Genomic DNA, 22,772 nt, shown 5'->3' with positions numbered 1-22,772 from the left:
GTTTCCAGATAATTTTCATTGAAAATTCATTTAAGTCAAACGTTTGTTTTAGTATGTTTACACAATTAAAATTTTAAATTATTATGTGTGGAATAGTAGGCTATATTGGCTATAGAGAGGCTTGGCCAATTGTATTAAAGGGCCTTAAAAGACTAGAGTACCGGGGTTATGATAGTGCAGGTATCGCATTGATGAACAACAGCGGTCAGCATATTTATAAAAAGGCCGGTAAAGTTGCCGTACTGGAAGAATTTGCAGAAAACCATGATAAATCTGGGACAATTGGAATGGGTCATACCCGCTGGGCTACGCACGGAGTTCCATCCGACAGGAATTCACATCCACATACTTCGAATAACGGGCAATTATCCATTATTCACAATGGCATTATAGAAAACTATGCCACACTAAAAGAGGAGCTTACCCGCAGGGGCCACACCTTTAATAGCGATACTGATACTGAAGTACTCGTTCACCTGATAGAAGAAATACAGAAAGTAGAACAGATTGATCTGCTTGAGGCGGTACGTTTGGCATTACATGAAGTGATTGGTGCTTATGCCATTGTAATTATGGATAAGAGTAATCCTGATCGCCTGATCGCTGCGCGTAAAGGTAGTCCGATGGTGATTGGTGTAGGCCAAGGCGAATATTTTATTGCTTCAGATGCAACACCCATCATTGAATATACTAAAAATGTAATCTACCTGAACGATAATGAAATCGCTTTGATTACCAAAGACGATTTGTTAGTGAAGCGTTTAGATAATGTGGTACAAACCCCATTTGTACAGGAACTGCAATTACAGCTGGAGATGCTGGAGAAAGGCGGCTTTGATCACTTTATGTTAAAAGAGATTTATGAGCAACCCAGATCAATTAAAGACTGCATGCGCGGACGTATCTATCCAGAGGAAGGTTATGTACAACTGGGAGGCATTAAAGAGTTTGCAGAGAAGCTAAAAAACATAGACAGGATCATCATTGTAGCATGCGGAACTTCATGGCACGCAGGTTTGGTAGGCGAATACTTAATTGAAGAGTATGCCCGGATTCCGGTAGAGGTAGAATATGCTTCTGAATTCCGGTACCGAAATCCTATTATCACGGAGAAAGACGTTGTTATTGCCATTTCTCAATCTGGAGAAACTGCAGATACGATGGCTGCAATTGAAATGGCAAAAGAACGTGGTGCAACCATCTTCGGAATATGTAATGTGGCAGGCGCGTCTATCCCACGACTAACGCATGCTGGTGTATATACGCATGCAGGACCAGAAATAGGAGTAGCGTCAACAAAAGCTTTTACCGCTCAGGTAACAGTGCTTACACTAATGGCATTTTACATGGCACAGAAAAAAGGCACTATTACCACATCTAAATTGATTGAACTTTTAACAGAGCTTGATAACATACCTGATAAAATTCAGATCGCATTGGAGTCAAATGACTTGATTAAGGAAGTAGCTGAAAAAATAAAAGATTCCAGGAACTGCCTATTTTTAGGTAGAGGCAGCGGGTTTCCGGTTGCACTTGAAGGCGCATTAAAACTTAAAGAAATTTCCTATATCCACGCAGAAGGCTATCCGGCAGCCGAAATGAAACACGGCCCTATTGCGCTTATTGATGAGGAAATGCCAGTCGTATTCATCGCAACACAAAACTCATCATATGAAAAAGTAATCAGCAATATACAGGAAGTTAAAGCCAGGAAAGGACAGGTTATTGCAATAGTAACACAAGGTGATACAGAGGTAAAGAAAATGGCAGACTATTGTATAGAAATACCGGATTCAGCTGAAGCATTTTTGCCGTTATTAGCAACCATTCCATTACAACTGTTGTCATATCACATTGCTGTAATGAGGGGATGTAATGTTGATCAACCCAGAAACCTGGCCAAATCGGTTACTGTTGAATAAAAATATGAAACACCATAAAAAAAGCTACCTGAATAAATCAGGTAGCTTTTTTTTATAATAATTTAAACTTTAGAATGGAAGATCTCCATTTTCATCAGAAGGACTAATTGTAAACTCATCCTGTATTTTAGACTCCGTATTTTGAGGAATAGCTGCTGTAACAGGGCTTTGTTCGAAATCACTTTTCCTGCCGAGCATGGTAAAGTTTTCAGCAACAATTTCAGTAACATACTTTTTTACTTTTTCTTTATCTTCAAAAGACCGGGTTCTTAATTTCCCTTCGATATAAACGAGTTTACCTTTTTGCAGATATTTGGATGCCACCTCAGCCAGTCCGCGCCATAATACGATATTATGCCACTCTGTTTGTTCTACTCTTTTACCATCTTTATTATAAGTTTCAGAAGTAGCTAGTGGAAAACTAGCTACTGTTACGCCCCCTTCTAAATGACGCACCTCCGGGTCTTTACCCAAATGGCCTACTAAAATAACTTTGTTAATGCCCGACATAAATATTTTGGTTAGTTTTTTGTTTATCCTTTTCCGCTAAAGATGGTTAGTTATTCCAACTTATCTCCGAAAATATTCCACTATAAAATCGTGAATAACTTTCGGTTGCGGCAACTCATCTAGCTTCTCTAATGAAACCCAATTAAGTTCCTTTTGTTTATTAAAGTTAAATATATAATTTTTTAATGCAAAAAATTGTATATGGATTATTTGGTGCGTTAAAATATGCTTTTTGGCAGATAGAAGGGTGTATTCAACCTGGTTCCCGAAAGTACTCTTAACGTGTTGGTGGAAAACACCATCCATTTGTGATACCGAACCAGTTGTTTCTATGGCCGGAAAATCGTATAAATGTTGCCAGATATCACCCGATTGCCGCTCACGAACCAGTATCTTGCCATTCTCATGACAAATAAAATAACTGATAAATCTGTGTTTCTGCGCAGCTTTCTTGATTTTTACGGGCAATAAATTAACGGCATTTTGATTAAATGCGTAACATGATAAATTAACCGGACAAACACTACAATTTGGCGATTTTGGCTTACATTGCAGCGCACCAAATTCCATTATTGCCTGGTTATAGAGCGCCGGATTCTCCTGATAAAGCAGATCATTTGCCAGCGTAAAAAAAGCCTTCTTACCTGCGGGGGAATTGATCGCAATTTCAATTCCAAAGTGCCGTGCAAGCACCCTGAAAACATTTCCGTCTACTACAGCGCGGGCCTCACCGGAAGAAAAAGACGATATTGCGGCTGCTGTGTATTCTCCGATTCCTTTTAGTTTCAGGAGCTCATCATGTTGGTTTGGGAAGATTCCGTTATGTTTTTCCATCACAATTTTTGCTGTGGCATGCATGTTTCTGCCTCTGGAGTAGTAGCCTAACCCTTGCCAGAGCTTTAAAACCCGGGCCTCCGCTGCACCGGCAAAGTCGGCTACCGAAGGAAAGTTCTGAAGGAATTTATTGAAGTAAGGCATACCCTGGTCAACCCGGGTTTGCTGTAGTATTATCTCTGATAACCAGATGGTATAGGCATCTTTTGTATGTCTCCAGGGCAAATCCCTTTTGTTATTTTGATACCAGTTAATCAGTTCTTGTTGGAATGTCATTCCTGCAAATTACGGTGTTATTATTGGTTTTAAAAAAAACTTGCAATCGGATGATAAGCGCTGCGATAAAAAAATCATCTTTTATTTTCCTATCTCATTAAAAAGCAATACTTTTGCAACCCCAAAACAGTTATAATATTAAAACACAATATATATAAATAAGTAAATATGACTAAGGCAGATATTATTTCAGAAATATCAACAAAAACCGGAATTGAGAAGGTTGATGTACAGGAAACAGTTGAGGCATTCTTCAAAGTTATCAAAACTAGCATGATTGGCGGTGAAAATGTATACGTTAGAGGCTTCGGAAGCTTTGTTGTTAAAAAGAGAGCGCAGAAAACTGCTAGAAATATCTCGAAAAACACTGCAATAATTATCCCAGAACACTTCGTACCTAGCTTTAAACCAGCAAAAGTATTTGTTGATAAAGTTAAAAGTAACTCAAAAAAAATCAGCGTAGAAGCTTAAGTCGGCATTATGAATAGCAGCATCAGATCAAAACAAATCATCATCATTGGAGCGGTTGTATTGTTGATTGCTTTCCTATTCACAAGAGACATTAAAGGTTTAGTAAAACCAACTGAAGAAAATGGCAAAATGCCTTCAACTGGTCAGGTATCAGGCGGAGCTTCAGCAAACCCTTCAGCTTTAAGTATCGAAACTTCATCAACAGCAGCCAAAAATGTGCTAAACAAAAATTTAGCTACAGACATTACTGCCTTAGAAAATAGTTATAAAGGTGCTTCTGGTACAGAAAAAACCGACCTTGCAAAACAATTAGCCCAGAAATGGGATGATGTAGAGCAAATTACTCCATCAGCACTTTATTTAGAAGTTGTTGCCCAAAACGAACCATCGTCGAAAACATGGTTAGCGGCTGGTAATCAATTTATAAAAGCTTTTGAGAGTACACAAGATAGCCTGGCACAACCTGCATTATTGCAAAAAGCCAATACATCTTATAAAAATGCTTTAGAGAAGGATGCTACAAACATTGAAGCAAAAACAGGATTAGGAGTTACTATCGTAAATGGCTTAGGCGCACCAATGCAAGGTATTGCAATGCTGCTTGAGGTTGTTGCGAAAGAACCTAAAAATGTTAAAGCCAATATGAACCTGGGCTTATTCTCTATCAAATCAGGCCAATTTGACAAAGCAATTCCGCGTTTCAAAACGGTTATCGCTGAGTCTCCAACTCCTGAAGCTTACTTTTACCTGGGAACAGCCCTTGAAAATTTAGGCAAAAACAAAGAAGCAGTTGAAGCTTATTTAAACAGCAAAAAATTAGCAGCTAACCCAACCTTATCATCATTTATCGATAAGAAAGTGGCTGAACTAAAGAATAAAATTTAATTAACAGATTAATAAAAAACATTAAAACTTAAAACTATGCCAAGCGGTAAAAAAAGAAAAAGACATAAAATGGCTACTCACAAACGTAAAAAACGCCTAAGAAAAAACAGACATAAGAAAAAATAATTTCTTATTTTGATAAAACCCTTCTAAACCTCATAGTAAATACTATGAGGTTTAAAGTATTTATACGAATTTCCATTCGTGCTTATACTTGGGAACTATCAGATTTTTCAAGTTTACGATCCATTTGTTAACAGGCGGAAGCCTTAAATCTGTAGCTGTTGGTAAAAGAATTAATTATCAATTCGACTCCTGCCGGAGTTACCATAGCTTTAGTTGAAGACAAGCAACTTGTTGAGCTTCATAAAGAACAAATCAATAACAATTATGCCGTAGGCGACATCTATTTAGGCCGCATAAAGAAAATTATGCCTGGTTTGAATGCTGCGTTTGTGGATGTTGGTTATGAAAAAGATGCATTCCTGCATTATTTCGATTTGGGCCCTCAGGTGCAATCTTTAATTAAGCTGACGAAGATTAAGCGTAATGGTTCGGTAACTGGTACACTATTAGACAATTTAAAGCTGGAAGCCGATATTAACAAGGCTGGCAAAATTTCTGAAGTGCTTGCCAAAAACATGCTCATTCCTGTACAAATTGCTAAAGAGCCAATTTCTACAAAGGGGCCTCGTTTAAGTTCCGACCTATCAATCGCCGGCAGGTATGTGGTATTGGTGCCATTCTCCAATACCATATCCATATCAAAAAAAATAAAAAGCAATACTGAACGTAATCGTTTAAAAAAGATTATTGAAAGTATTAAGCCTCAAAATTTTGGGGTAATTATCAGAACGGTTTCTGAAGGCAGAGGAGTTGCCGAGATGCAAAAAGATCTGCTTGATCTGATTGCGAAATGGGAAAGCTTCATCAAGAAGCTGCCTACTGCCGAACCCTCAAAGCGAGTTTGGGGCGAAATGGACAGATCATCAACGTTAATTCGTGATATTCTGAATCCTGATTTCACAAACGTTTACGTAAGTACACCAGAATTGTACGACGATATACGTTCTTATGTACACGATATTTCTCCGGAAATGGAAAAAATCGTTAAGCTTTATAAGCAGAAAGAACCAATCTTCGATCATTTTGGTATAGAAAAGCAGATTAAAAATGCTTTCGGAAAAACAGTAAACCTCCCCGGAGGAGCCTACCTGGTTGTAGAGCACACCGAAGCACTACACGTAATAGATGTGAACAGTGGTAACCGTACTGCCAGTAAAGAGAATCAGGAAGAGAATGCTTTACAGGTAAACAAAGAGGCGGCTAAAGAAATTGCCCGACAATTACGCCTGCGTGATATGGGCGGTATTGTGGTAATCGATTTCATCGATATGCACAAACCAACAAACCGTAAAATGCTATTCGATCATTTGCGTGAGCTGATGCTGTTGGATAGAGCAAAACATACCATTTTACCGCCGAGTAAATTTGGTTTAGTGCAAATCACCAGGCAACGTGTTCGTCCGGAGATGAATATTGTTACGGTAGAAAAATGTCCGGCCTGCGATGGGACTGGAGAAATTAAAGCGAGTATCGTTTTAATGGATGATATTGAGAATAACCTGAATTATATTTTACGTGAGCAAAATGAAAAAGGAATAACACTTTGTGTTCACCCTTATATTGAAGCTTACATTACTAAAGGTATTTTTAACTTACAGCGCCGTTGGTTCTTTAAATATGGCCAATGGATTAAAGTTAAACCACAATCATCGTATTATTTAAATGAGTTTCATTTCATCTCATCAAAAGACGAAGAGATTAAATTATAATTCAAATTACATTATCAAAAAGCCTGGATCTTCCGATTCGGGCTTTTTTGTTAATATCTGATCCGGCATGCTTAAAGAAATACAAACGATATATCGAAGAATAGCCTGATTGTTCAAAAAAATAAAAGCAGTTTCAACCCTGAAAGGTTAAATTCGTAATCTAAATCAATAATCAGTTGGCAAAATCAAAAACAGCATATTTCTGCCAGAGTTGTGGCTATGAGTCGGCAAAGTGGCTTGGAAAGTGCCCATCATGCGGGCAGTGGAATACCTTTGTAGAAGAGATTGTAGAAAAGAATTCAGCTGCCGTTCCGGAATGGAAAACAGAATCAACTACCAGAAAGGTAAGTAAACCCAGTAAAGTAGATGAGATAAAGTCATCCGTTGAACGCAGGATATTGACGGGAGATAAAGAGTTAGACCGCGTACTCGGGGGTGGATTAGTGGAAGGTTCACTGGTTTTGATCGGGGGTGAACCAGGGATTGGTAAATCAACACTCATGCTTCAGCTGGCACTAAATCTGAAAGGTAAAAAATTACTTTACATCTCAGGTGAAGAAAGTGAGCAACAGATAAAAATGAGAGCAGAGCGAATTAAAGAAAGTCCCTCTTCAGATTGCTATATATTAACCGAAACCTCTACGCAAAATATCTTCAAACAAATCGAAATACTGGAGCCGGAAATATTGGTTGTCGACTCTATTCAAACCTTACATTCCTCACATATCGATTCCACGCCCGGCAGTGTATCGCAGGTAAGAGAATGTACTGCAGAATTATTGAGATTTGCTAAAGAAACAGGTGTCCCCGTTTTTTTAATTGGTCATATCACGAAAGATGGAGCCATAGCAGGTCCAAAAATCCTTGAGCATATGGTAGACACCGTATTGCAATTTGAAGGCGACAGGCATCATGTTTACCGCATTTTACGCTCAGTGAAAAACAGATTTGGAGCAGCTGCCGAACTGGGCATTTATGAAATGCAGGGAAGTGGACTGCGGGAAGTATCAAATCCGTCGGAAATCTTACTTTCACAAAGGGATGAGGAGCTAAGTGGAATTGCTGTTTCAGCAATGCTGGAAGGTGCCCGGCCCATGTTAATCGAGACACAGGCACTGGTAAGTGCAGCAGCATATGGCACACCACAACGATCAGCAACAGGGTTCGATACCAAACGAATGAATATGCTTCTCGCCGTGCTGGAAAAGCGCTGTGGTTTTAGATTAAGTACTCAAGATGTTTTTCTGAATATAGCGGGTGGTCTAAGAGTGGAGGACCCGGCAATCGACATGGCGGTACTGATAGCCATTATCTCATCACATCAGGACATACCGATATCTTCGAAAAACTGCTTTGCAGCGGAGGTTGGATTATCTGGTGAGATAAGAGCAGTGAACAGAATAGAACAGCGCATTGCTGAGGCAGATAAACTGGGTTTTGAAACCATATACATTTCCAAGTATAATTTAAAAGGAATAGAAATATCTAAATACAACCTGGAAATTAAGGCAGTGAGCAAAATTGAAGAGGTATTCGAGATGATTTTTGGTTAGTATAAATGGGGAATATGGGGAAATTTTTCACCAGTTTTTTGAAGAAATAACTAAGATTCCCCAATAAAAAGTAATAATCCTTTTGGCATTCGAACGTAAAAAAATCGTAAAACACTACATATCAACAATTTAATATATTGCTTGGGAATTTGTTAATTTTTGGATTGTCATTTGCCTAATGTATTATGTTCGTACATCATGGGATGTGATGACAACAATAGGGATGATTTTCCTCGTTAGCGATCGCTAGCGAGGATTTTTTGTTTTTACTATTCAAATAAATTTTAAATAACTTTGAATAAGATAAATAACCGGAAACAAATTCTAAAATATCAGACCATGAAAAAAATTATTCTAAGCCTGGGCATTTGCTTTTTTACAGCACTTAGCTTTGCACAAACTGCTTACACCGGCCAAAAGTTTGGCGAAGAGGTAAAACCTGGAGCGGTAAAGCCTGCAGCTAAAATGGAAGCTGCTATGGGTGACAAGAATGCAGTTGACATGAAAATTGAAGGAAAGGTTGTTGATGTTTGCAAAAAGAAAGGATGCTGGATGACATTGGAGATGCCAAATGGCGACCCAATGCGGGTGACCTTTAAAGATTATGCATTCTTTATGCCTATGGATATTGTAGGTAAGAAAGTAATACTTGATGGAATTGCGAAGAAACAAACCATATCTGTAGAAACTTTACGCCATTATGCTGAAGATGCAAAAAAAACTCCGGAAGAGGTAGCGAAAATAACCGATCCAAAAAAAGAGTTAGCGTTTGAAGCTAAAGGAGTAGTGATACTCGATAAATAAGCAAAATAAAAATACATATGCAAAAAAATTCCCCGGACTTTTACGAACGGGGATTTTTTTTTTGACCTAATACTGGTTTACAAAATCCAGTTCCATCCAAATTCATCTGGAACTAGTCCGTAACGGATGTCATTAAGTTTTTTAGCAATGCCATTTGATATGTACCTTGTCGAAGGATCTGTTAGTTGATAAACTTCACCTTTATAACCGATTTGGCCCACGTGGGTTACTGTAGCTGCAGTACCTGCTGCAAAAGCCTCAGTTAAAGTGCCGTTTTCGATTCCTTCGATGATTTCTTTAACAGAAACCCTGCGTTCCTCAACCTCAATACCATCTTGTTTAGCCAATTGAATAATCGTATCGCGGGTTACACCGTCTAAAACCGTACTCCGAACGGATGGCGTTACCAACTTTCCATTGATCACAAAAATTAAATTTGCAGTTCCAGCTTCCTCAATATATTCATGCGTTACTGAATCGGTCCAAATCAACTGATCGAAGCCTTCTTTTTTGGCCTGCTCGAAGGGATACAATGAACGTGCATAATTGCCCGCGGTTTTTGCGAAGCCAACTCCACCATCATCTGCACGTGTGAATTCTGTTTCAATTTTAACTTTCAACGCAGAACTGTAATAAGGACCGGTAGGTGTAGTCAATAAAGCAAACTTATAGGTGTCTGAAGCTTTCACGCCCAAATAGGGATCGGTAGCAAACATTACCGGACGGATATATAAAGCATAGTCATCCTGATTTGGCACCCACTTTTCATCTACATTGATTAGGGCAGCTAAACCTTGCATAAAGATTTCTTCTGGCACGGTTGCCATCGACATTCTTTCTGCAGACTTATTGAATCTTTCGAAGTTCTTATTTGCACGGAATACGCTGATTTTGCCATCAGGCTGACGGTAGGCTTTTAATCCTTCGAAAATTGCCTGACCGTAGTGCAATGCAGAAATCGCAGGGCTCATCGGGATGGGGCCATAAGGAAGAATTTGTAGGTTTTTCCACTCGCCATCCTCAAAATCGGCGGTAAACATGTGATCGGTAAAAACTTTACCAAAGGGTAATTGAGAAAAATCAGTAACAGTCAATCGGGTTTGATCGGCTTTTGTGATTTTTATATCTAGTGTCTCGGTCATGATATAGAAATTTTGAATGAGTGAATAATAGGATGATTGAGTGTAAACGATCACACTCAGCAGCTCAATACCTCACTAATGCTGTCAATAATTATTTTGCGCAAATTAATAAAAATGAAGCGCTTTTAATAGCTTTATTTGATTATTAGTCTTTGTTTTTGAGTGTTTTGAGTACACTAAGCACCCAACCTTTTCCCCATTCTTCCATCTGCTCGTTTGTCCATAAAAACGGATAAAAAATTCTCTTTTGAAAACGCGGAGGCAAATATTTTTGCCAGTTTGTCCCACCCGTTGCAGCTACATCTACCGGATCTTTTTCTAAGTAACGAACAGCTGATTTATAATGTGATAAAGGCCATTCAACATTTACATACAAATCAAGTTTGCGGAGTTCTTCCGCTAATACTGAAACATCAGCCCCGCTCAACTGGAGCTGATGATAGAGCGCCGAAAGATTAGTATCTGATCGTTCCTTCGCAAGCTGCAAAAATTGATTAGCATATTTTTTAATAAACTGCTTCAATGTTAATGTCTGTTTACCTGATGCCAGCTCGGTAGCGCCAAATTTCCAGTAAATATGTTCAAATTGCTCCTCAATGGTTGCATTCGTTAAATCCTCACGCTTGCTTTTATCTACCAGGCGAGTAAAATCCGTAGCACAAATTTCAATCATTCTATACTGCCCCGATTGAAAACCACTTGCAGGTAAAAGAGACATTCGGAATTTTAAAAACTGTTCTTTCTCCATCCCGTCCACCATCACTTCAAAAGAAGTCGTCAAGGCATTGAAATAGGCGTTGATCCGTTTCACCCTCGCCGTGAAAAATTCTGCCGTTAGATTTTCATGTTCTGAGATCTGCCTGAATTCATGTAAAGAGAGCTTGAAATAAAGTTCCGTAATCTGATGATACATGATAAAAATCTCTTCATCAGGAATAGGGGTTTTAGGACTCTGTAAGCTTAATAAAGTATCAAGGTGAATATAATCCCAATAAGTAAGAAAATCCGCATAAAGCAATCCGTCAAGGTATGAAGCCATATCCTGCCCCATAGCTGTGTACTTTTCCTGCAGCTGGTTTAGTTTGTTTAAAATTTCTGGTGTAAAATCCATTTAAATTATTAAGTATTTAGTATTGGTCACTTGCTTTTAATACAGGACCCTGAACTTTATGGTATGTTCAATTTTTTTAAGCGACTTAAATAACTGCTTATCATATTCCGTGTTAATGTCTGTAATGGCATATCCGATTTCCGGATTCGTCATCAAAAACTGGCTAACGATGTTGATATCATGTTTTGCAAAAACCGTATTGATATTAGCCATAATGCCCGGCACATTTTTATGTATATGGATTAAACGATGAGACTTGTCGATTTTAGGAAGTTGGAGATTTGGAAAATTTGTACTCAAATAAGTAGCACCCGTATTCATAAAATCAGCCACACGCTTGGGAATAAAATCGAAATTACGGGGATTATGTTTAGCATCATCGAAAACAACAATACCCTGTTTCGTGCAAAGATCAAGGTCAATTTTATTTTTAGAGTTACCTAAATAACCGATCGTTTTAAGTTTTGCGGCGTCCTTAAGTTTTTCTCTATCCATGTTTTCTCCATCTGCATAAAGAATCATACCAACATCTTTAATGTATTTGTCTTCAAATGAAGATTTATGCCTGATAGAAAAGCCATCATTTTTAAGAATCGCCAGGCTTCTGGGATCAACATCTCCGATTACCAGACACAAAATTCTGTTCTTTGGATATGATATAGCCCTGGGTAGATCATTCACATAAAGAAATTCATCAAAACTCGGTGTAACGTGATCTGCTTTGGCAACAATACTTTCCCTCGAGATATTTTCAGTAAATGCAAAAAACTTGTTAATCAACCCACTTTCTCTCAACTGGAAATCTGAGTATCCGTCGCCAATACCAAAAAGTTCTCCCTCCAGCTTAAGATGCTGAAGCAATTTAACTTTGCCGCCCTCCTCACTCAAAGGGTTGGCATGGTCATAGTCGATAATCTTACCATCACCAGTAGTAACAAAGGTATTGGCATAAATATTTTCCTTTTTAATGTGGTATTGACTAACAACCGGAGTAATAAATTCTTTAAAACCACCGGAAACAATTAGTACATCATCGCTGTGCTTTTTAAAAAAATCTGCATTACGCGAAAATGAAGTAGAAACTTTTTTCTTCAGGTGCTTAATCAGCTGCTTCAGATGCTCTTCATTTGCCTCCAGAAGTTTAACACGCTGGGCTAAGCTTTCTGAAAAAGATAGTTTACCTTCCATAGCAAGGTTGGTATAATCTTCAATTTTCTGATAAATGGCTTCTCTTTCAGGGTGGTTCTTCAAAGAGATTCTGGCGAGTTCGTCAAGCGCTTCTACCTGTGTAAAAGTGCTATCGAAATCGATGATGTAATAGGATTTTTGTTTGGGCATTATTTTAAATATTGGGTAATTTCCTTAATGCTTTGCAAAACTGGTTTAAATACAATTCCAGTTTGCTCAATCACTTTATTATTATTGTAATAACTAAAAGTTACACTGCTTTTTGCGGTATCTTTAGTTATTGATGGGTCACTTCCTGTAAATACAGATACTAATTTCAATGCACGCCAGGCAATTCCAAGCATCCAGCCCTTTGCTTCTTTTTTAGGCGGCTCAACATTAAAGCCATTGGCTATTGCCGCAAATAACTCTTTATAATGGATATCTCCCGCAGATATGATATAACGTTCACCTCGTATCTTTGAATCCATTAATAATATCATTGCACGTACCACATCTTCCACATCCACAAATCCCGATGCCCCATTGGTATAAAAAGGAAAACCACCTTTAACAAGTTTAAATATTGCACCACTCCCTTCAAAACCCGCATTTTTCCCGATGATTACCGAAGGGTTGACAATAATGGCATTAAGCCCCTCATTAATTCCTCGCCATACTTCCATTTCGCCCTCGTATTTTGACAAGCCATAGGCATGGGCTTTGGAATCATACTCCCAGAAATCTTTTTCGGTGATTTTACTGCCTTTCTTTGCCAGCCCCAGCGCGGCAACCGAACTTACATGAAGCAGACGGCAATTGTTCTCAACACAAAGGTTAACAACGTTAGAGGTCCCTTCTATGTTGACATGAAAAAGTTGCTTTTTATATTTTGGACTCAATGAAACAAAGGCCGCACAGTGGTAAACCTGGGTTATCCCTTCGAATGCTGTTTGCAGATCTGCAGGCTCATTAATATCCGAGATAACCCATTCTACCAATGGATTTTCGGCTATTAAAGCAGGAACTTTAGAATTCTTCCTTTTCAGCGCCCGTACAGCAGAACCATGATCAGTTAACTGCTTTATCAATTCAGACCCTAAAAATCCAGTTCCTCCGGTTACCAGTATCATTTTATTTTTTTCAAGCTATATGTGGAAATACGCATTCAAAAATAGATATTTGAGGCGAGAGTTTTAAATATATGTCGCTAACGGATTTCTTTTCACCAGTAAACCCTGATAGTTTTACACCCAAACAAGGTTTTTTCACCAGTCAGCTTGGTTTAAAAGCACACATCCACTCTGAATCATTTCCCGATTTTGACGAAAACACCTACGATTTAGCTATTATCGGTGTATTAGACGGAAGGGGCGCTGTTAATAACGAAGGCTGCGCTTTAGGCCCTGATTATTTCAGAGAAAAGTTTTACCGCCTTAACGAAGGTGCCTTTAATTGCCGGATTGCTGATTTGGGAAACATCAAACACGGGGCTACTATTGCCGACACTTACATAGCGATGAAAATGGTCGTTTCCGAGTTGATTAAAAAAGATATTATACCCATTATTATCGGAGGTGGACAAGATCTCACCTATGGACAATACCTGGGGTATGAAGACCTGGAACAAAAGGTAGACCTGGTGGTAATCGATAATCAGTTTGATATTGGAGATGATGAACGTGATGGGATTGAAACCCGGTCGGATTGTTATCTGAACAAAATTTTCCTTCACCAGCCAAATTATCTTTTTAATTATAGCAATGTGGGCTATCAGACTTATTTTGTGAACCAGGAAAGCCTGAGTGTAATGGATAAACTGTATTTCGATGTTCACCGCCTTGGTGAATTTGCACAGGATATTACTTTAACAGAGCCCATTATCCGCAATGCCAACATGATTAGCTTTGATATCGGCGCAATCCGTTCGGCAGATGCAGCTGCAAACTCCAACACCACACCCAATGGTTTCGATGGAGAAGAAGCCTGCAGAATATCAAGATATGCAGGGATGAACGATAAATTAACGTCTATCGGGTTTTACGAATTCAATCCCGCCTATGATAATAACGGCCAGACTGCTTTTTTACTGGCACAAATGGTTTGGTATTTTGTAGATGGATTTTATGCCCGTAAGAAAGATTTTCCATTGACGCCAAAATCACAGTTTATGATTTATCGAACCAGCCTAAAAGATGGCTCTGGTGAGATGGTATTTGTTAAAAGTAAAAAGTCAGATCGGTGGTGGATGCAGGTACCTTATCCTTCAGGACAATCGCAAAATGAACGTTATCATTTGGTACCCTGCCGGTACGATGATTACCAGACTGCTGTAAATGGTGAGATGCCTGATCTGTGGTGGAGAACCTATCAAAAGCTATCATAATTTTACACATCAATTTACGTTTTAGGCATACAATATATCTATCTTTGAACTGATTAAACTAACCCCCACATGAAAAAAATATTATTTTCTGCGATAGCACTTTTGCCACTCGCAGCAATTGCTCAAAAACCATTTACCCTTAGCGGAGATGTAAAAGGTCTTAAAACCGGTGATAAAGTTTACCTTATTTATCAGGGTGACGGTAAGAATGTAACCGATTCAGCAACCGTAGCCAATGGCGCCTTTGCGTTCAAAGGATCTTTAGCTACTCCGGCACAGGGAAGTTTATATTTAAATAAAAACCCTTATGTTAACCGCCCGGCACAGGGAGAGAAATTGGATGGATTATCACTTTACGTTGAACCTGGAAACCTTAAATTAGCCGCAGCCGATTCTTTAAAAAATGCGGTGATTACCGGTTCACTGATAAACGACGATGCCAAAAAATTAAAAGCCCTAACAAAGCCTGTAAACGATCAGCTTGCCGCAATCAATACAGAATATGCCGGGTATACTCCAGAGCAGAAACAAAATAAAGACACCATGGATGGCTTAAGAGCCCGTTATGAAAAAGCGGCTGAAGGTATGCCACCATTATTATTGCAATATGCAAATGCCAATCCAAAATCTTTTATTAGCCTCTCGGCAATTGGTCAGTTAGCAAGCGATCCCGACCAGGCCGTTGCTGCAGAAAAAGCATTTACCGCATTATCTCCTGAATTGAAAGCATCTACAATAGGAAAGCAACTCACCCAGATGTTCGATGCAGGCAGAAAAACAGCTGTAGGCGTAATGGCCATGGACTTTACACAGGCAGATACCGCTGGAAAACCGGTGAAGTTATCCGACTTCAAGGGTAAATACGTGCTGGTTGACTTCTGGGCATCATGGTGTGGACCATGTCGCCAGGAAAATCCGAATGTAGTTGTGGCCTATAACAAATTTAAGGACAAAGGCTTTACAGTTCTTGGCGTATCTCTTGATCGTCCAGGGAAAAAAGATGCGTGGTTAAAAGCAATCGCAGATGATAAACTAGCCTGGACACATGTTTCAGACTTAAAATTCTGGGATAATGAAGTAGCTAAAATGTATGGGATCCGTTCAATTCCGGCCAACTTTTTAATTGATCCGACCGGAAAAATCATTGCGAAAGGGTTAAGAGAGCAAGCTTTACAAGATAAACTTCAGGAATTACTGGGAAGTAAATCGAAATAAGAATATAACAAAAAATTAAAGCCGCAGGCTGACAGATTTATTTGAATATCTGTTAACCTGCGGCTTTCTGCATATATATATTAAACCAGATCGAATCCGATATCTTCCCTGAAATATTTCCCATCAAAGTAGATTCTTCCTGCATCAGCAGTGGCAGATTGAAGGGCAGTAAACAAATCTTTCTGGAGGCTGGTAATTGCAATCACACGGCCGCCATTGGTTTTAACTACATCGTTATCTAAAATAGTTCCTGCATGAAAAGCATTGGAGTGACGAAGGTTTTCAATCCCTGCAATTGCTTTCCCTTTCAGGTATTCGCCCGGATAGCCACCCGCAACTATCATCACCGTAGCCGCCGTTTGTTCAGAAATAACCAGATTTACCTGATTAAGTTGCTTATTAGCTGTAGCTAAAAACAATTCCACCAGGTCGTTTTCAATTCTTGGAATCACGCTTTCAGTTTCAGGATCACCCATACGGGCATTGTACTCGATAACATAAGGATCATCACCCACCTTAATCAATCCAAAGAAAATAAAACCTGTATAGTCAATATTATCTTTCTTTAAACCATCTACCGTAGGCCTGATAATCCTTTCTTCTACTTTTTCAAGAAACTCAGGGCTAGCAAAGGGCACTGGTGAAACAGAACCCATACCGCCGGTATTTAAACCAGTATCGCCCTGACCAATCCGCTTATAATCTTTTGCAGATGGTAGAGTTATGTAGTTTTCACCATCGGTTAAAATGAAAACAGAAAGCTCAATTCCACTTAAAAATTCTTCTATTACAACTGTTGCACCTGCTGCACCGAATTTACCACCAAGCATTAATTTCAGTTCTTCCTGCGCTTCAACAGTTTCGGTGCAAATCAAAACACCTTTCCCGGCTGCCAATCCATCGGCTTTTAAAACCACAGGCAGGGCATGCGTTTCCAGGTAAGCTAATCCGTCTTCGAGTGTCTCAGGCGTAAAAGATTTCGATGCCGCAGTCGGAATACCATGACGCTCCATAAACTGCTTCGAAAAATCTTTACTTCCCTCTAAAATTGCGCCTTCTTTTTTAGGGCCAATTACAGGGATATGTGACAGAGATTGGTCGGCCAGAAAAAAATCATGAATCCCGTTTACTAAAGGCTCTTCCGGCCCAACAACAACTAACTCAATGTTTTCGGCTAATACTACCTTTTTGATGGAATCAAAATCGTTTACATTGATATTAATGTTTGTTCCGTAAACACCTGTGCCACCGTTACCTGGTGCAATAATCAACTTATCGCAGTGCGAAGACTGGCTCATTTTCCAGGCGAATGCACTTTCTCTGCCGCCTGAACCTAATAGTAAGATATTCATGCCGGCAAAGATAGCAAATGAGGGATGTAAAAGGTAAGCTGAGCCAGGGAAAATGAAAAAGTTATCTGATGAAAGATGCTGACCACATCATACACCCAATATTTCACATTACTTCGCGTTTCGTGTCATCTGCTCTAACATATCCCACATCTCTGATGGAATGGCTTCCAGACCATTCATTTGACCGGCTCCCTGCAGCCATTCTCCTCCATCTATGGTAATCACTTCTCCGTTAATATATCCAGAAAAATCACTCACTAAAAATGCAGCAAGATTCGCCAGTTCCTGATGATCGCCCACTCTTTTAAGCGGAACACGATTCTTGAAATCAAATTTCTTAGCTAAATCGCCAGGCAATAAACGTTCCCAGGCACCTTTGGTTGGAAATGGCCCAGGCGCAATGGCATTGGTTCTGATCCCATATTTACCCCATTCAACCGCCAATGAACGTGTAAGTGCCAAAACCCCACCTTTTGCACAGGCAGATGGGACAACATAGGCCGAGCCTGTAAAAGCGTAAGTGGTAATAATATTCAATACCGTTGCTGCTTGCTTTTCCTTAATCCAGTGCTTTCCAAATGTTAGGGTACAATTAACCGTTCCTTTTAAAACAATGTCAATAATAGACGAAAAAGCGTTCGCTGATAAGCGTTCGGTAGGTGATATAAAATTACCCGCAGCATTGTTTAGCAAAATATCAACTGAGCCAAATCTTTCTAATGCTTTAGCCAAAACGTTTTCTACCTGTTCCACTTCACGTACATCACAGGCTACGGCTAAAACTTTACCGCCCGTTTTTTCCTCCATCTCATCAGCAGTTTTTTGCAATACTTCCTGTTTACGACTGGTAATTACCAAATTAGCCCCTAGCTTCAAAAAGTATACACCCATTGCTTTGCCCAAGCCTGTACCACCACCTGTTATCACAATGGTTTTTCCTTTTAAAGTGTCTTCTCTAAGCATGGGCTGATTAAATGCGAACATAATATTTGGTTGTTATAGGTGAAAAATAGTAGATAGATGGTAGAAAACCCTAAAGTGATTATTTTCGCTGAAGACTCTCCAGAATAGTTTTCAGGATATGGCGTGTAGCTGGCGACCACCATTGCTTCAACATTTTTTCAAGCGTTTCAGTTTGATCTGCATTCATGGCCGCGATGAGTTCGGCTCTGATGTTTAATTTACTTTCCGACCACGTATTACGTTCCAGCTCCATAAACTTTTTGATTTTCCTTTCAGCAGCAGTAAGTAAACTTTCATTTTTCACCAGCTCATCGACCAGGCCAACTGAAAGTGCTTCTTCAGGCTGGTATAATTTACCGGTTAATAAACTTCTTGAGGCTTCAGCTTTCCCTAACCAAAATGAATAAAGCTGAAAAATACTATTGGGAACAATAATACCTACAGGAACTTCATTCAAACCAATAATAAATTGTCCCTCTGCCATAATCCGTGCATCGCAAGCCAGAGCAATTACGCATCCACCAGCCGGGCTGTGCCCGCTTATAGCAGCAATTAAAGGCTTCTTGAAAGAAACGATGTTGGCTGTAAATCCAAAAAATAACTGGAAAAAAGATTTTGCTTCTTCTTCGTTATAACTGTACAGCTCTACCAAATCCAATCCTGCTGAGAAAAAAGGTGCTGTGCCTGTTAAAATTACGCCGCCAATATTATCGTCTGCAGAAATGTTTTTGAGCATGTCGTCAAGTTCAGTAATCAGCTCCCGGTTTAAGGCATTAGACTTACCACGACTTAAAGTAATGGTGGCTAAACGATCTTTTACACTTACCTTAATTGTATTCATGTTTCGGATTTAAAATTTGAACACTACACAAACAGCTATGCTTGCATAATATTCAAATTTATTTATTTTTAGCTATTTTACATCATAAGTGTAAACTTTTCTTCCTAAATGCCCAACAGCATCTATACCTTCAATTACTACCCGGTAAGTACCGGGCTCATCGGCATTATAGAATTCAAATTTGGCCTTGCCATCTTTATCAGCCACTACCTGTGGATTCCAGTAAATGGTAGTTCTATAGTCGGCTTTATTGCTATTATTAGCAGAATCATATTTAGGGGCATAAAACTCCCTCGAAACCGAAAAACCTTTTGGATTGAAAGTTACAATACCCGGAGCGTAGCGATCGTAGGTTCTCCCGCCGTCGCCACGTTTGGTTGTAATAATGATTACACCACCACCACCTTGCGAACCATAAATAGCTGTATTGCCGATACTTTTCAATAATTCAATTGACTCTACATCCATAGGTGAAACGTTATCCAGGAAATCAGCCTCCATTTGCATTCCATCCACAATCAACTGAATTGGGGTATTCTGGCTGCGCATAAGATAAGGGATATTCCCACGGAAAATGACCCCAGGCAAGCGTCCCTGAAGACATTGCGATAATGTAACACAGGTCGACAGATCAGCCGCTGTCATCACATAATCAGCACGGCCCGCCCCATTCAAATTTGATGAGTTCTTCGCCGGATTTTTCTTTTCGGTAATGGTCACCTCATCCAGTTTGATTGTTTTTTCGAGCAGGCCTAACCTCGTCATCTCGTTAAAATAGTTGTCGCTCTCCTTAATGTACTTCATCAGCGTATTATTGACATTAACATCCACTTCAGCACCATTTCTATTCTTGGTTACAATTTGCCCGGGGATAACATCCAGATTAATTTCGACAAATTTCCGATCGGTTTTTGTTCTGGCCTGCACCACAAACTTAGTGCTATCGCTAAAACTCAGGTTATCGAAAACAAACTTTCCTTCAGCATTGGTCACGGTATCCAGAATATACATCGTACCTTTTGTGGCCATCAGCATTACCTTACCATTCGGCACCGGTTTATTCCCTTTCATTACAGTTCCGCTAACTGTAATGGATTGCTCTGGCTTGTAGGTAATATTCGGACCAACATTGCTAATGACGTTTTTCCATAAAAACCTTCTCCATCCCTGCGTAAGCATCAGGTTGTCCAGTTCTTTCTGTGTTTGAACATCCTCCTTTAAAAAGTAATGATTAGGTTTTTCTACATAACCGGTCAAATCTGAGGTGAGTAACAGCGAAGTGTAGATATTGCTTTCATTATCCTCATCGGGCGAAACTTTACTGGCATTGGTAACCGCCACAGAGAAACTACCCAACACCGGGCTGGAACCATTACTGGCATCAAAAGCAAAACTGGCCTTGCCTTTTCTTTGTGCAGATACGCCTGAAGTGCCCAGATTAAGATCTATGAAATCAGCCTTATTATGGTTAAATATCAATCTTTCAGCAACCGGCTGATTATTTGCCGAAAACAGGGTAAATTGAACAATCCCTTCCGGTAGGTTCTTTTTAGGAATATTTGCTAACAATACTTGTTTGTCCATCTTCGCTTTGGAAACATAATATACATTACCTCCGCTTTGTGCCACTACTTTCAACTCTGCGCTATTTACCAGATCGGCACTCGCCATTATCCTGAGTACAACCTTACTGGTGTCAGTATTATTCAGCGCAATTGCATAGCCGCTTTTGGCCGCCACCGGAAGCTTGAATGTTTTCTCTGAACCGTCTTTAAATTTGACTTTGGCAGTGTAGGTTTTTCCGCTTTGAGAATTAAATACAAGATTACCCATACCCAGATAAGCAGTCGAAAAAGTAGTAACCGTATTGCCTTCGTTATCTACAATTGCGCCTTCAACGTTCTCTCCACGTCCATTGGCTGAAATGGCCTTTATCCCCACTTTCTGCGGCAGTTCCTCAACCAGCGTTCCTCCTTCAGGAAAAAACTGAACGTCCACATCATTTGAGGTCGATGTGATCGGAATGGATTTAACGATCTTCTCCTTATTTGCAAGGGTAAGTGTAGCCAAAATTTTGCCCGATTTATTCTGGAAAGACTGATTATTTGTGAAGTTGATGGTCACATTACCCTGTAAATCAGTCTTTGCCCTCCCCTTTGCAACAGAACGATAATCCAGCTGCACATCATAGCTTACATCATTTTCACTATACGCAATACCATTTTTATCTTCAAAATGAATGGTTGCAGCAACTTTATCGGTGGTGTTTTCCTTACTGTAGCTATAGGTTGTTTTCGTAAAAACTTTATTGGCCCAGCTATTCCCTATTTTGATGGTTTTGTCAAAAAAGAAATCAGTGCCAAAGTTACGCATGTAGTTTGTGTAGGCGCGGATTCTATAATTACCCTCCCCAAGCGAATCCGTAAGTTTGAAGTCACCCCAGGTGATTCCTCCCATCACAGGAAGTTTGATCATTTTTTTAACGGAATCTTTTTCATTAATCAGCTCTACATATAAAATCCTGCTGATATTTGACGGTGCCGCCGTTTTGGTATTCAAAACGTAAGCTTTAAACCAGATATCATCACCAATCGCGTAATAAGGTTTATCTAAATGTAAATGGACTTTTTCCTGTGGATAGTTATTGGTATAGGCTTCAAACTTTTTGAGTAATTCTGCAAAGGGATCATCATCTGATACAAATGCCGTAAAACCAAATAATCCAATAAAAAAGCAGAGCGTTAATGTAATTTTGAGTTTCATGTGTCGAGGTAAAATAAATATGCCTCAAGGTACAAAACCTGAGGCATATTTCGATGAAGTTCTAATGAATTTCGACTTTAACCGAAATGTTACAATCGACTGCAAAATAGGACTTTAATAACTGAAAATCCCCCTACAATTTTTGAGCTTATGCTGCTGTAAACGCTATATAAATGGGTATTATGAAAATTAAAACTTATTCTTCCACATCATGCTTTCAACAGGTCGGGTGGTTTTATTGTTATACTTTGCATTGCCCTTGGTATTGTACATGGTATCGATCTTCCCTTCAACTACGAAGTAAATCAGCTGACCTATGGGCATTCCTGCATATATTTTTACTGGTTGTGCCACAGAGATTTCTAAAGTCCATGTATTGCAAAAACCGACATCTCCTTTTCCGGCTGTAGCATGAATATCAATTCCCAGGCGACCTGTACTGCTTTTACCTTCCAGAAATGGAACATGCGCATGTGTTTCCGTATATTCCAACGTTACACCCAGGTATAATGTTCCCGGCTGAAGAACGAAGCCATCTTTAGGAATTTCGAAATGTTCAATTTCGTTATGGGCTTTCGCATCCAGAACACGGTTTTTGTAAGTAGCTAAATATTTACCCAAATGAACATCGTATGAATTGGTGCCTAAACACTCGCGTTTAAATGGCTCAATAATGATTGTTCCCTTATCTATCTCCTCTAATATTCTGCTATCAGATAATATCATTTTTATGCGTATTTTT

At 39.3% G+C, this 22,772-nt stretch carries 19 protein-coding genes; 8 read left to right on the top strand and 11 right to left on the bottom strand.

The annotated features are described in order from the left end of the window. The first annotated feature begins 83 nt into the window (after positions 1-83). On the top strand, positions 84-1,922 hold the full coding sequence (glmS, locus tag AB669_RS14630) for a glutamine--fructose-6-phosphate transaminase (isomerizing) (RefSeq protein ID WP_047800029.1): 1,839 nt from the start codon (positions 84-86) through the stop codon (positions 1,920-1,922). Between the two features lie 69 nt (positions 1,923-1,991). Here the strand turns inward: glmS and AB669_RS14625 are convergent, their stop codons facing one another. Further along, on the bottom strand, positions 1,992-2,432 hold the full coding sequence (locus AB669_RS14625) for a single-stranded DNA-binding protein (protein WP_047800028.1): 441 nt from the start codon (positions 2,430-2,432) through the stop codon (positions 1,992-1,994). A 60-nt stretch (positions 2,433-2,492) separates the two neighbouring features. After that, positions 2,493-3,542, bottom strand: a complete 1,050-nt coding sequence (gene mutY / locus AB669_RS14620; RefSeq protein ID WP_047800027.1) for an A/G-specific adenine glycosylase — start codon at positions 3,540-3,542, stop codon at positions 2,493-2,495. A gap of 168 nt (positions 3,543-3,710) precedes the next feature. Here mutY and AB669_RS14615 point away from each other — a divergent pair, with 168 nt between their 5' ends. The 5 genes from AB669_RS14615 (at position 3,711) to AB669_RS14595 (ending at position 9,090) form a co-directional block, all read left to right on the top strand. Further along, the gene (locus AB669_RS14615; RefSeq protein WP_010601128.1) at positions 3,711-4,013 is read left to right on the top strand and encodes an HU family DNA-binding protein; all 303 of its coding nucleotides are present in this window, start codon (positions 3,711-3,713) and stop codon (positions 4,011-4,013) included. 9 nt (positions 4,014-4,022) lie between these two features. Further along, positions 4,023-4,898, top strand: coding sequence for a M48 family metallopeptidase (locus AB669_RS14610; protein ID WP_047800026.1), 876 nt, complete (start codon positions 4,023-4,025; stop codon positions 4,896-4,898). 284 nt (positions 4,899-5,182) lie between these two features. Then, positions 5,183-6,733, top strand: a complete 1,551-nt coding sequence (locus AB669_RS14605; RefSeq protein ID WP_047800025.1) for an Rne/Rng family ribonuclease — start codon at positions 5,183-5,185, stop codon at positions 6,731-6,733. Between the two features lie 176 nt (positions 6,734-6,909). Continuing rightward, complete coding sequence (radA, locus tag AB669_RS14600) at positions 6,910-8,286, top strand: DNA repair protein RadA (RefSeq protein ID WP_047800024.1); 1,377 nt, start codon at positions 6,910-6,912, stop codon at positions 8,284-8,286. Between the two features lie 339 nt (positions 8,287-8,625). Then, the gene (locus AB669_RS14595) at positions 8,626-9,090 is read left to right on the top strand and encodes a DUF4920 domain-containing protein (RefSeq protein WP_047800393.1); all 465 of its coding nucleotides are present in this window, start codon (positions 8,626-8,628) and stop codon (positions 9,088-9,090) included. Positions 9,091-9,167: 77 nt separating this feature from the next. Here AB669_RS14595 and AB669_RS14590 read toward each other — a convergent pair whose 3' ends face one another. The 4 genes from AB669_RS14590 to AB669_RS14575 form a co-directional block, all read right to left on the bottom strand. Then, a complete protein-coding gene (locus AB669_RS14590; RefSeq protein ID WP_047800023.1) occupies positions 9,168-10,232 on the bottom strand; it encodes a branched-chain amino acid aminotransferase in 1,065 nt (354 codons plus the stop codon). Positions 10,233-10,377: 145 nt separating this feature from the next. Continuing rightward, positions 10,378-11,343: a tryptophan 2,3-dioxygenase family protein gene (locus AB669_RS14585; protein WP_047800022.1), complete on the bottom strand. Its 966-nt coding sequence runs from the start codon at positions 11,341-11,343 to the stop codon at positions 10,378-10,380. Between the two features lie 36 nt (positions 11,344-11,379). Next, positions 11,380-12,681 (bottom strand): HAD-IB family phosphatase, encoded by a 1,302-nt coding sequence (locus AB669_RS14580; protein WP_047800021.1) that lies wholly within the window; start codon positions 12,679-12,681, stop codon positions 11,380-11,382. Next, entirely contained in the window at positions 12,681-13,643 is a 963-nt protein-coding gene (locus AB669_RS14575; RefSeq protein WP_047800020.1) for an NAD-dependent epimerase/dehydratase family protein, read from the bottom strand. The genes AB669_RS14580 and AB669_RS14575 overlap by 1 nt, the downstream gene beginning before the upstream one ends. Before the next feature lie 71 nt (positions 13,644-13,714). Between AB669_RS14575 and AB669_RS14570 the strand changes: the two genes are divergently transcribed. Beyond that, entirely contained in the window at positions 13,715-14,896 is a 1,182-nt protein-coding gene (locus tag AB669_RS14570) for a formimidoylglutamase (RefSeq protein ID WP_047800019.1), read from the top strand. Positions 14,897-14,965: 69 nt separating this feature from the next. Further along, positions 14,966-16,111, top strand: a complete 1,146-nt coding sequence (locus tag AB669_RS14565) for a TlpA disulfide reductase family protein (protein ID WP_047800018.1) — start codon at positions 14,966-14,968, stop codon at positions 16,109-16,111. 80 nt (positions 16,112-16,191) lie between these two features. On the opposite strand, the gene purD is transcribed toward AB669_RS14565, so the two are convergent. From purD to dcd, 5 genes are all read right to left on the bottom strand, one after another. Beyond that, complete coding sequence (gene purD, locus AB669_RS14560; RefSeq protein ID WP_047800017.1) at positions 16,192-17,463, bottom strand: phosphoribosylamine--glycine ligase; 1,272 nt, start codon at positions 17,461-17,463, stop codon at positions 16,192-16,194. Between the two features lie 108 nt (positions 17,464-17,571). Further along, complete coding sequence (locus AB669_RS14555) at positions 17,572-18,447, bottom strand: SDR family oxidoreductase (RefSeq protein WP_047800016.1); 876 nt, start codon at positions 18,445-18,447, stop codon at positions 17,572-17,574. A 58-nt stretch (positions 18,448-18,505) separates the two neighbouring features. Further along, positions 18,506-19,267 (bottom strand): enoyl-CoA hydratase/isomerase family protein, encoded by a 762-nt coding sequence (locus AB669_RS14550; RefSeq protein WP_047800015.1) that lies wholly within the window; start codon positions 19,265-19,267, stop codon positions 18,506-18,508. A gap of 72 nt (positions 19,268-19,339) precedes the next feature. Then, positions 19,340-22,030: a carboxypeptidase-like regulatory domain-containing protein gene (locus AB669_RS14545; RefSeq protein ID WP_047800014.1), complete on the bottom strand. Its 2,691-nt coding sequence runs from the start codon at positions 22,028-22,030 to the stop codon at positions 19,340-19,342. 189 nt (positions 22,031-22,219) lie between these two features. Further along, entirely contained in the window at positions 22,220-22,756 is a 537-nt protein-coding gene (dcd, locus tag AB669_RS14540) for a dCTP deaminase (RefSeq protein WP_047800013.1), read from the bottom strand. Positions 22,757-22,772: the final 16 nt, after the last annotated feature.

The sequence above is a fragment of the Pedobacter sp. BMA genome (assembly GCF_001027745.1).
GTDB lineage: Bacteria > Bacteroidota > Bacteroidia > Sphingobacteriales > Sphingobacteriaceae > Pedobacter.
The sequence above is the reverse complement of the archived record's forward strand: the minus strand, read 5'-3'. Positions and strand labels throughout refer to the sequence as shown.

Coding starts and splice junctions, on each gene's coding strand:
- mutY (WP_047800027.1), bottom strand. CDS start 3,542: ATGACATTCCAACAAGAACTGATTAACTGGTATCAAAATAACAAAAGG.
- AB669_RS14565 (WP_047800018.1), top strand. CDS start 14,966: ATGAAAAAAATATTATTTTCTGCGATAGCACTTTTGCCACTCGCAGCA.
- dcd (WP_047800013.1), bottom strand. CDS start 22,756: ATGATATTATCTGATAGCAGAATATTAGAGGAGATAGATAAGGGAACA.
- AB669_RS14550 (WP_047800015.1), bottom strand. CDS start 19,267: ATGAATACAATTAAGGTAAGTGTAAAAGATCGTTTAGCCACCATTACT.
- AB669_RS14545 (WP_047800014.1), bottom strand. CDS start 22,030: ATGAAACTCAAAATTACATTAACGCTCTGCTTTTTTATTGGATTATTT.
- AB669_RS14575 (WP_047800020.1), bottom strand. CDS start 13,643: ATGATACTGGTAACCGGAGGAACTGGATTTTTAGGGTCTGAATTGATA.
- AB669_RS14555 (WP_047800016.1), bottom strand. CDS start 18,447: ATGTTCGCATTTAATCAGCCCATGCTTAGAGAAGACACTTTAAAAGGA.
- AB669_RS14625 (WP_047800028.1), bottom strand. CDS start 2,432: ATGTCGGGCATTAACAAAGTTATTTTAGTAGGCCATTTGGGTAAAGAC.
- AB669_RS14590 (WP_047800023.1), bottom strand. CDS start 10,232: ATGACCGAGACACTAGATATAAAAATCACAAAAGCCGATCAAACCCGA.
- purD (WP_047800017.1), bottom strand. CDS start 17,463: ATGAATATCTTACTATTAGGTTCAGGCGGCAGAGAAAGTGCATTCGCC.
- AB669_RS14615 (WP_010601128.1), top strand. CDS start 3,711: ATGACTAAGGCAGATATTATTTCAGAAATATCAACAAAAACCGGAATT.
- AB669_RS14570 (WP_047800019.1), top strand. CDS start 13,715: ATGTCGCTAACGGATTTCTTTTCACCAGTAAACCCTGATAGTTTTACA.
- glmS (WP_047800029.1), top strand. CDS start 84: ATGTGTGGAATAGTAGGCTATATTGGCTATAGAGAGGCTTGGCCAATT.
- AB669_RS14580 (WP_047800021.1), bottom strand. CDS start 12,681: ATGCCCAAACAAAAATCCTATTACATCATCGATTTCGATAGCACTTTT.
- AB669_RS14595 (WP_047800393.1), top strand. CDS start 8,626: ATGAAAAAAATTATTCTAAGCCTGGGCATTTGCTTTTTTACAGCACTT.
- AB669_RS14610 (WP_047800026.1), top strand. CDS start 4,023: ATGAATAGCAGCATCAGATCAAAACAAATCATCATCATTGGAGCGGTT.
- AB669_RS14585 (WP_047800022.1), bottom strand. CDS start 11,343: ATGGATTTTACACCAGAAATTTTAAACAAACTAAACCAGCTGCAGGAA.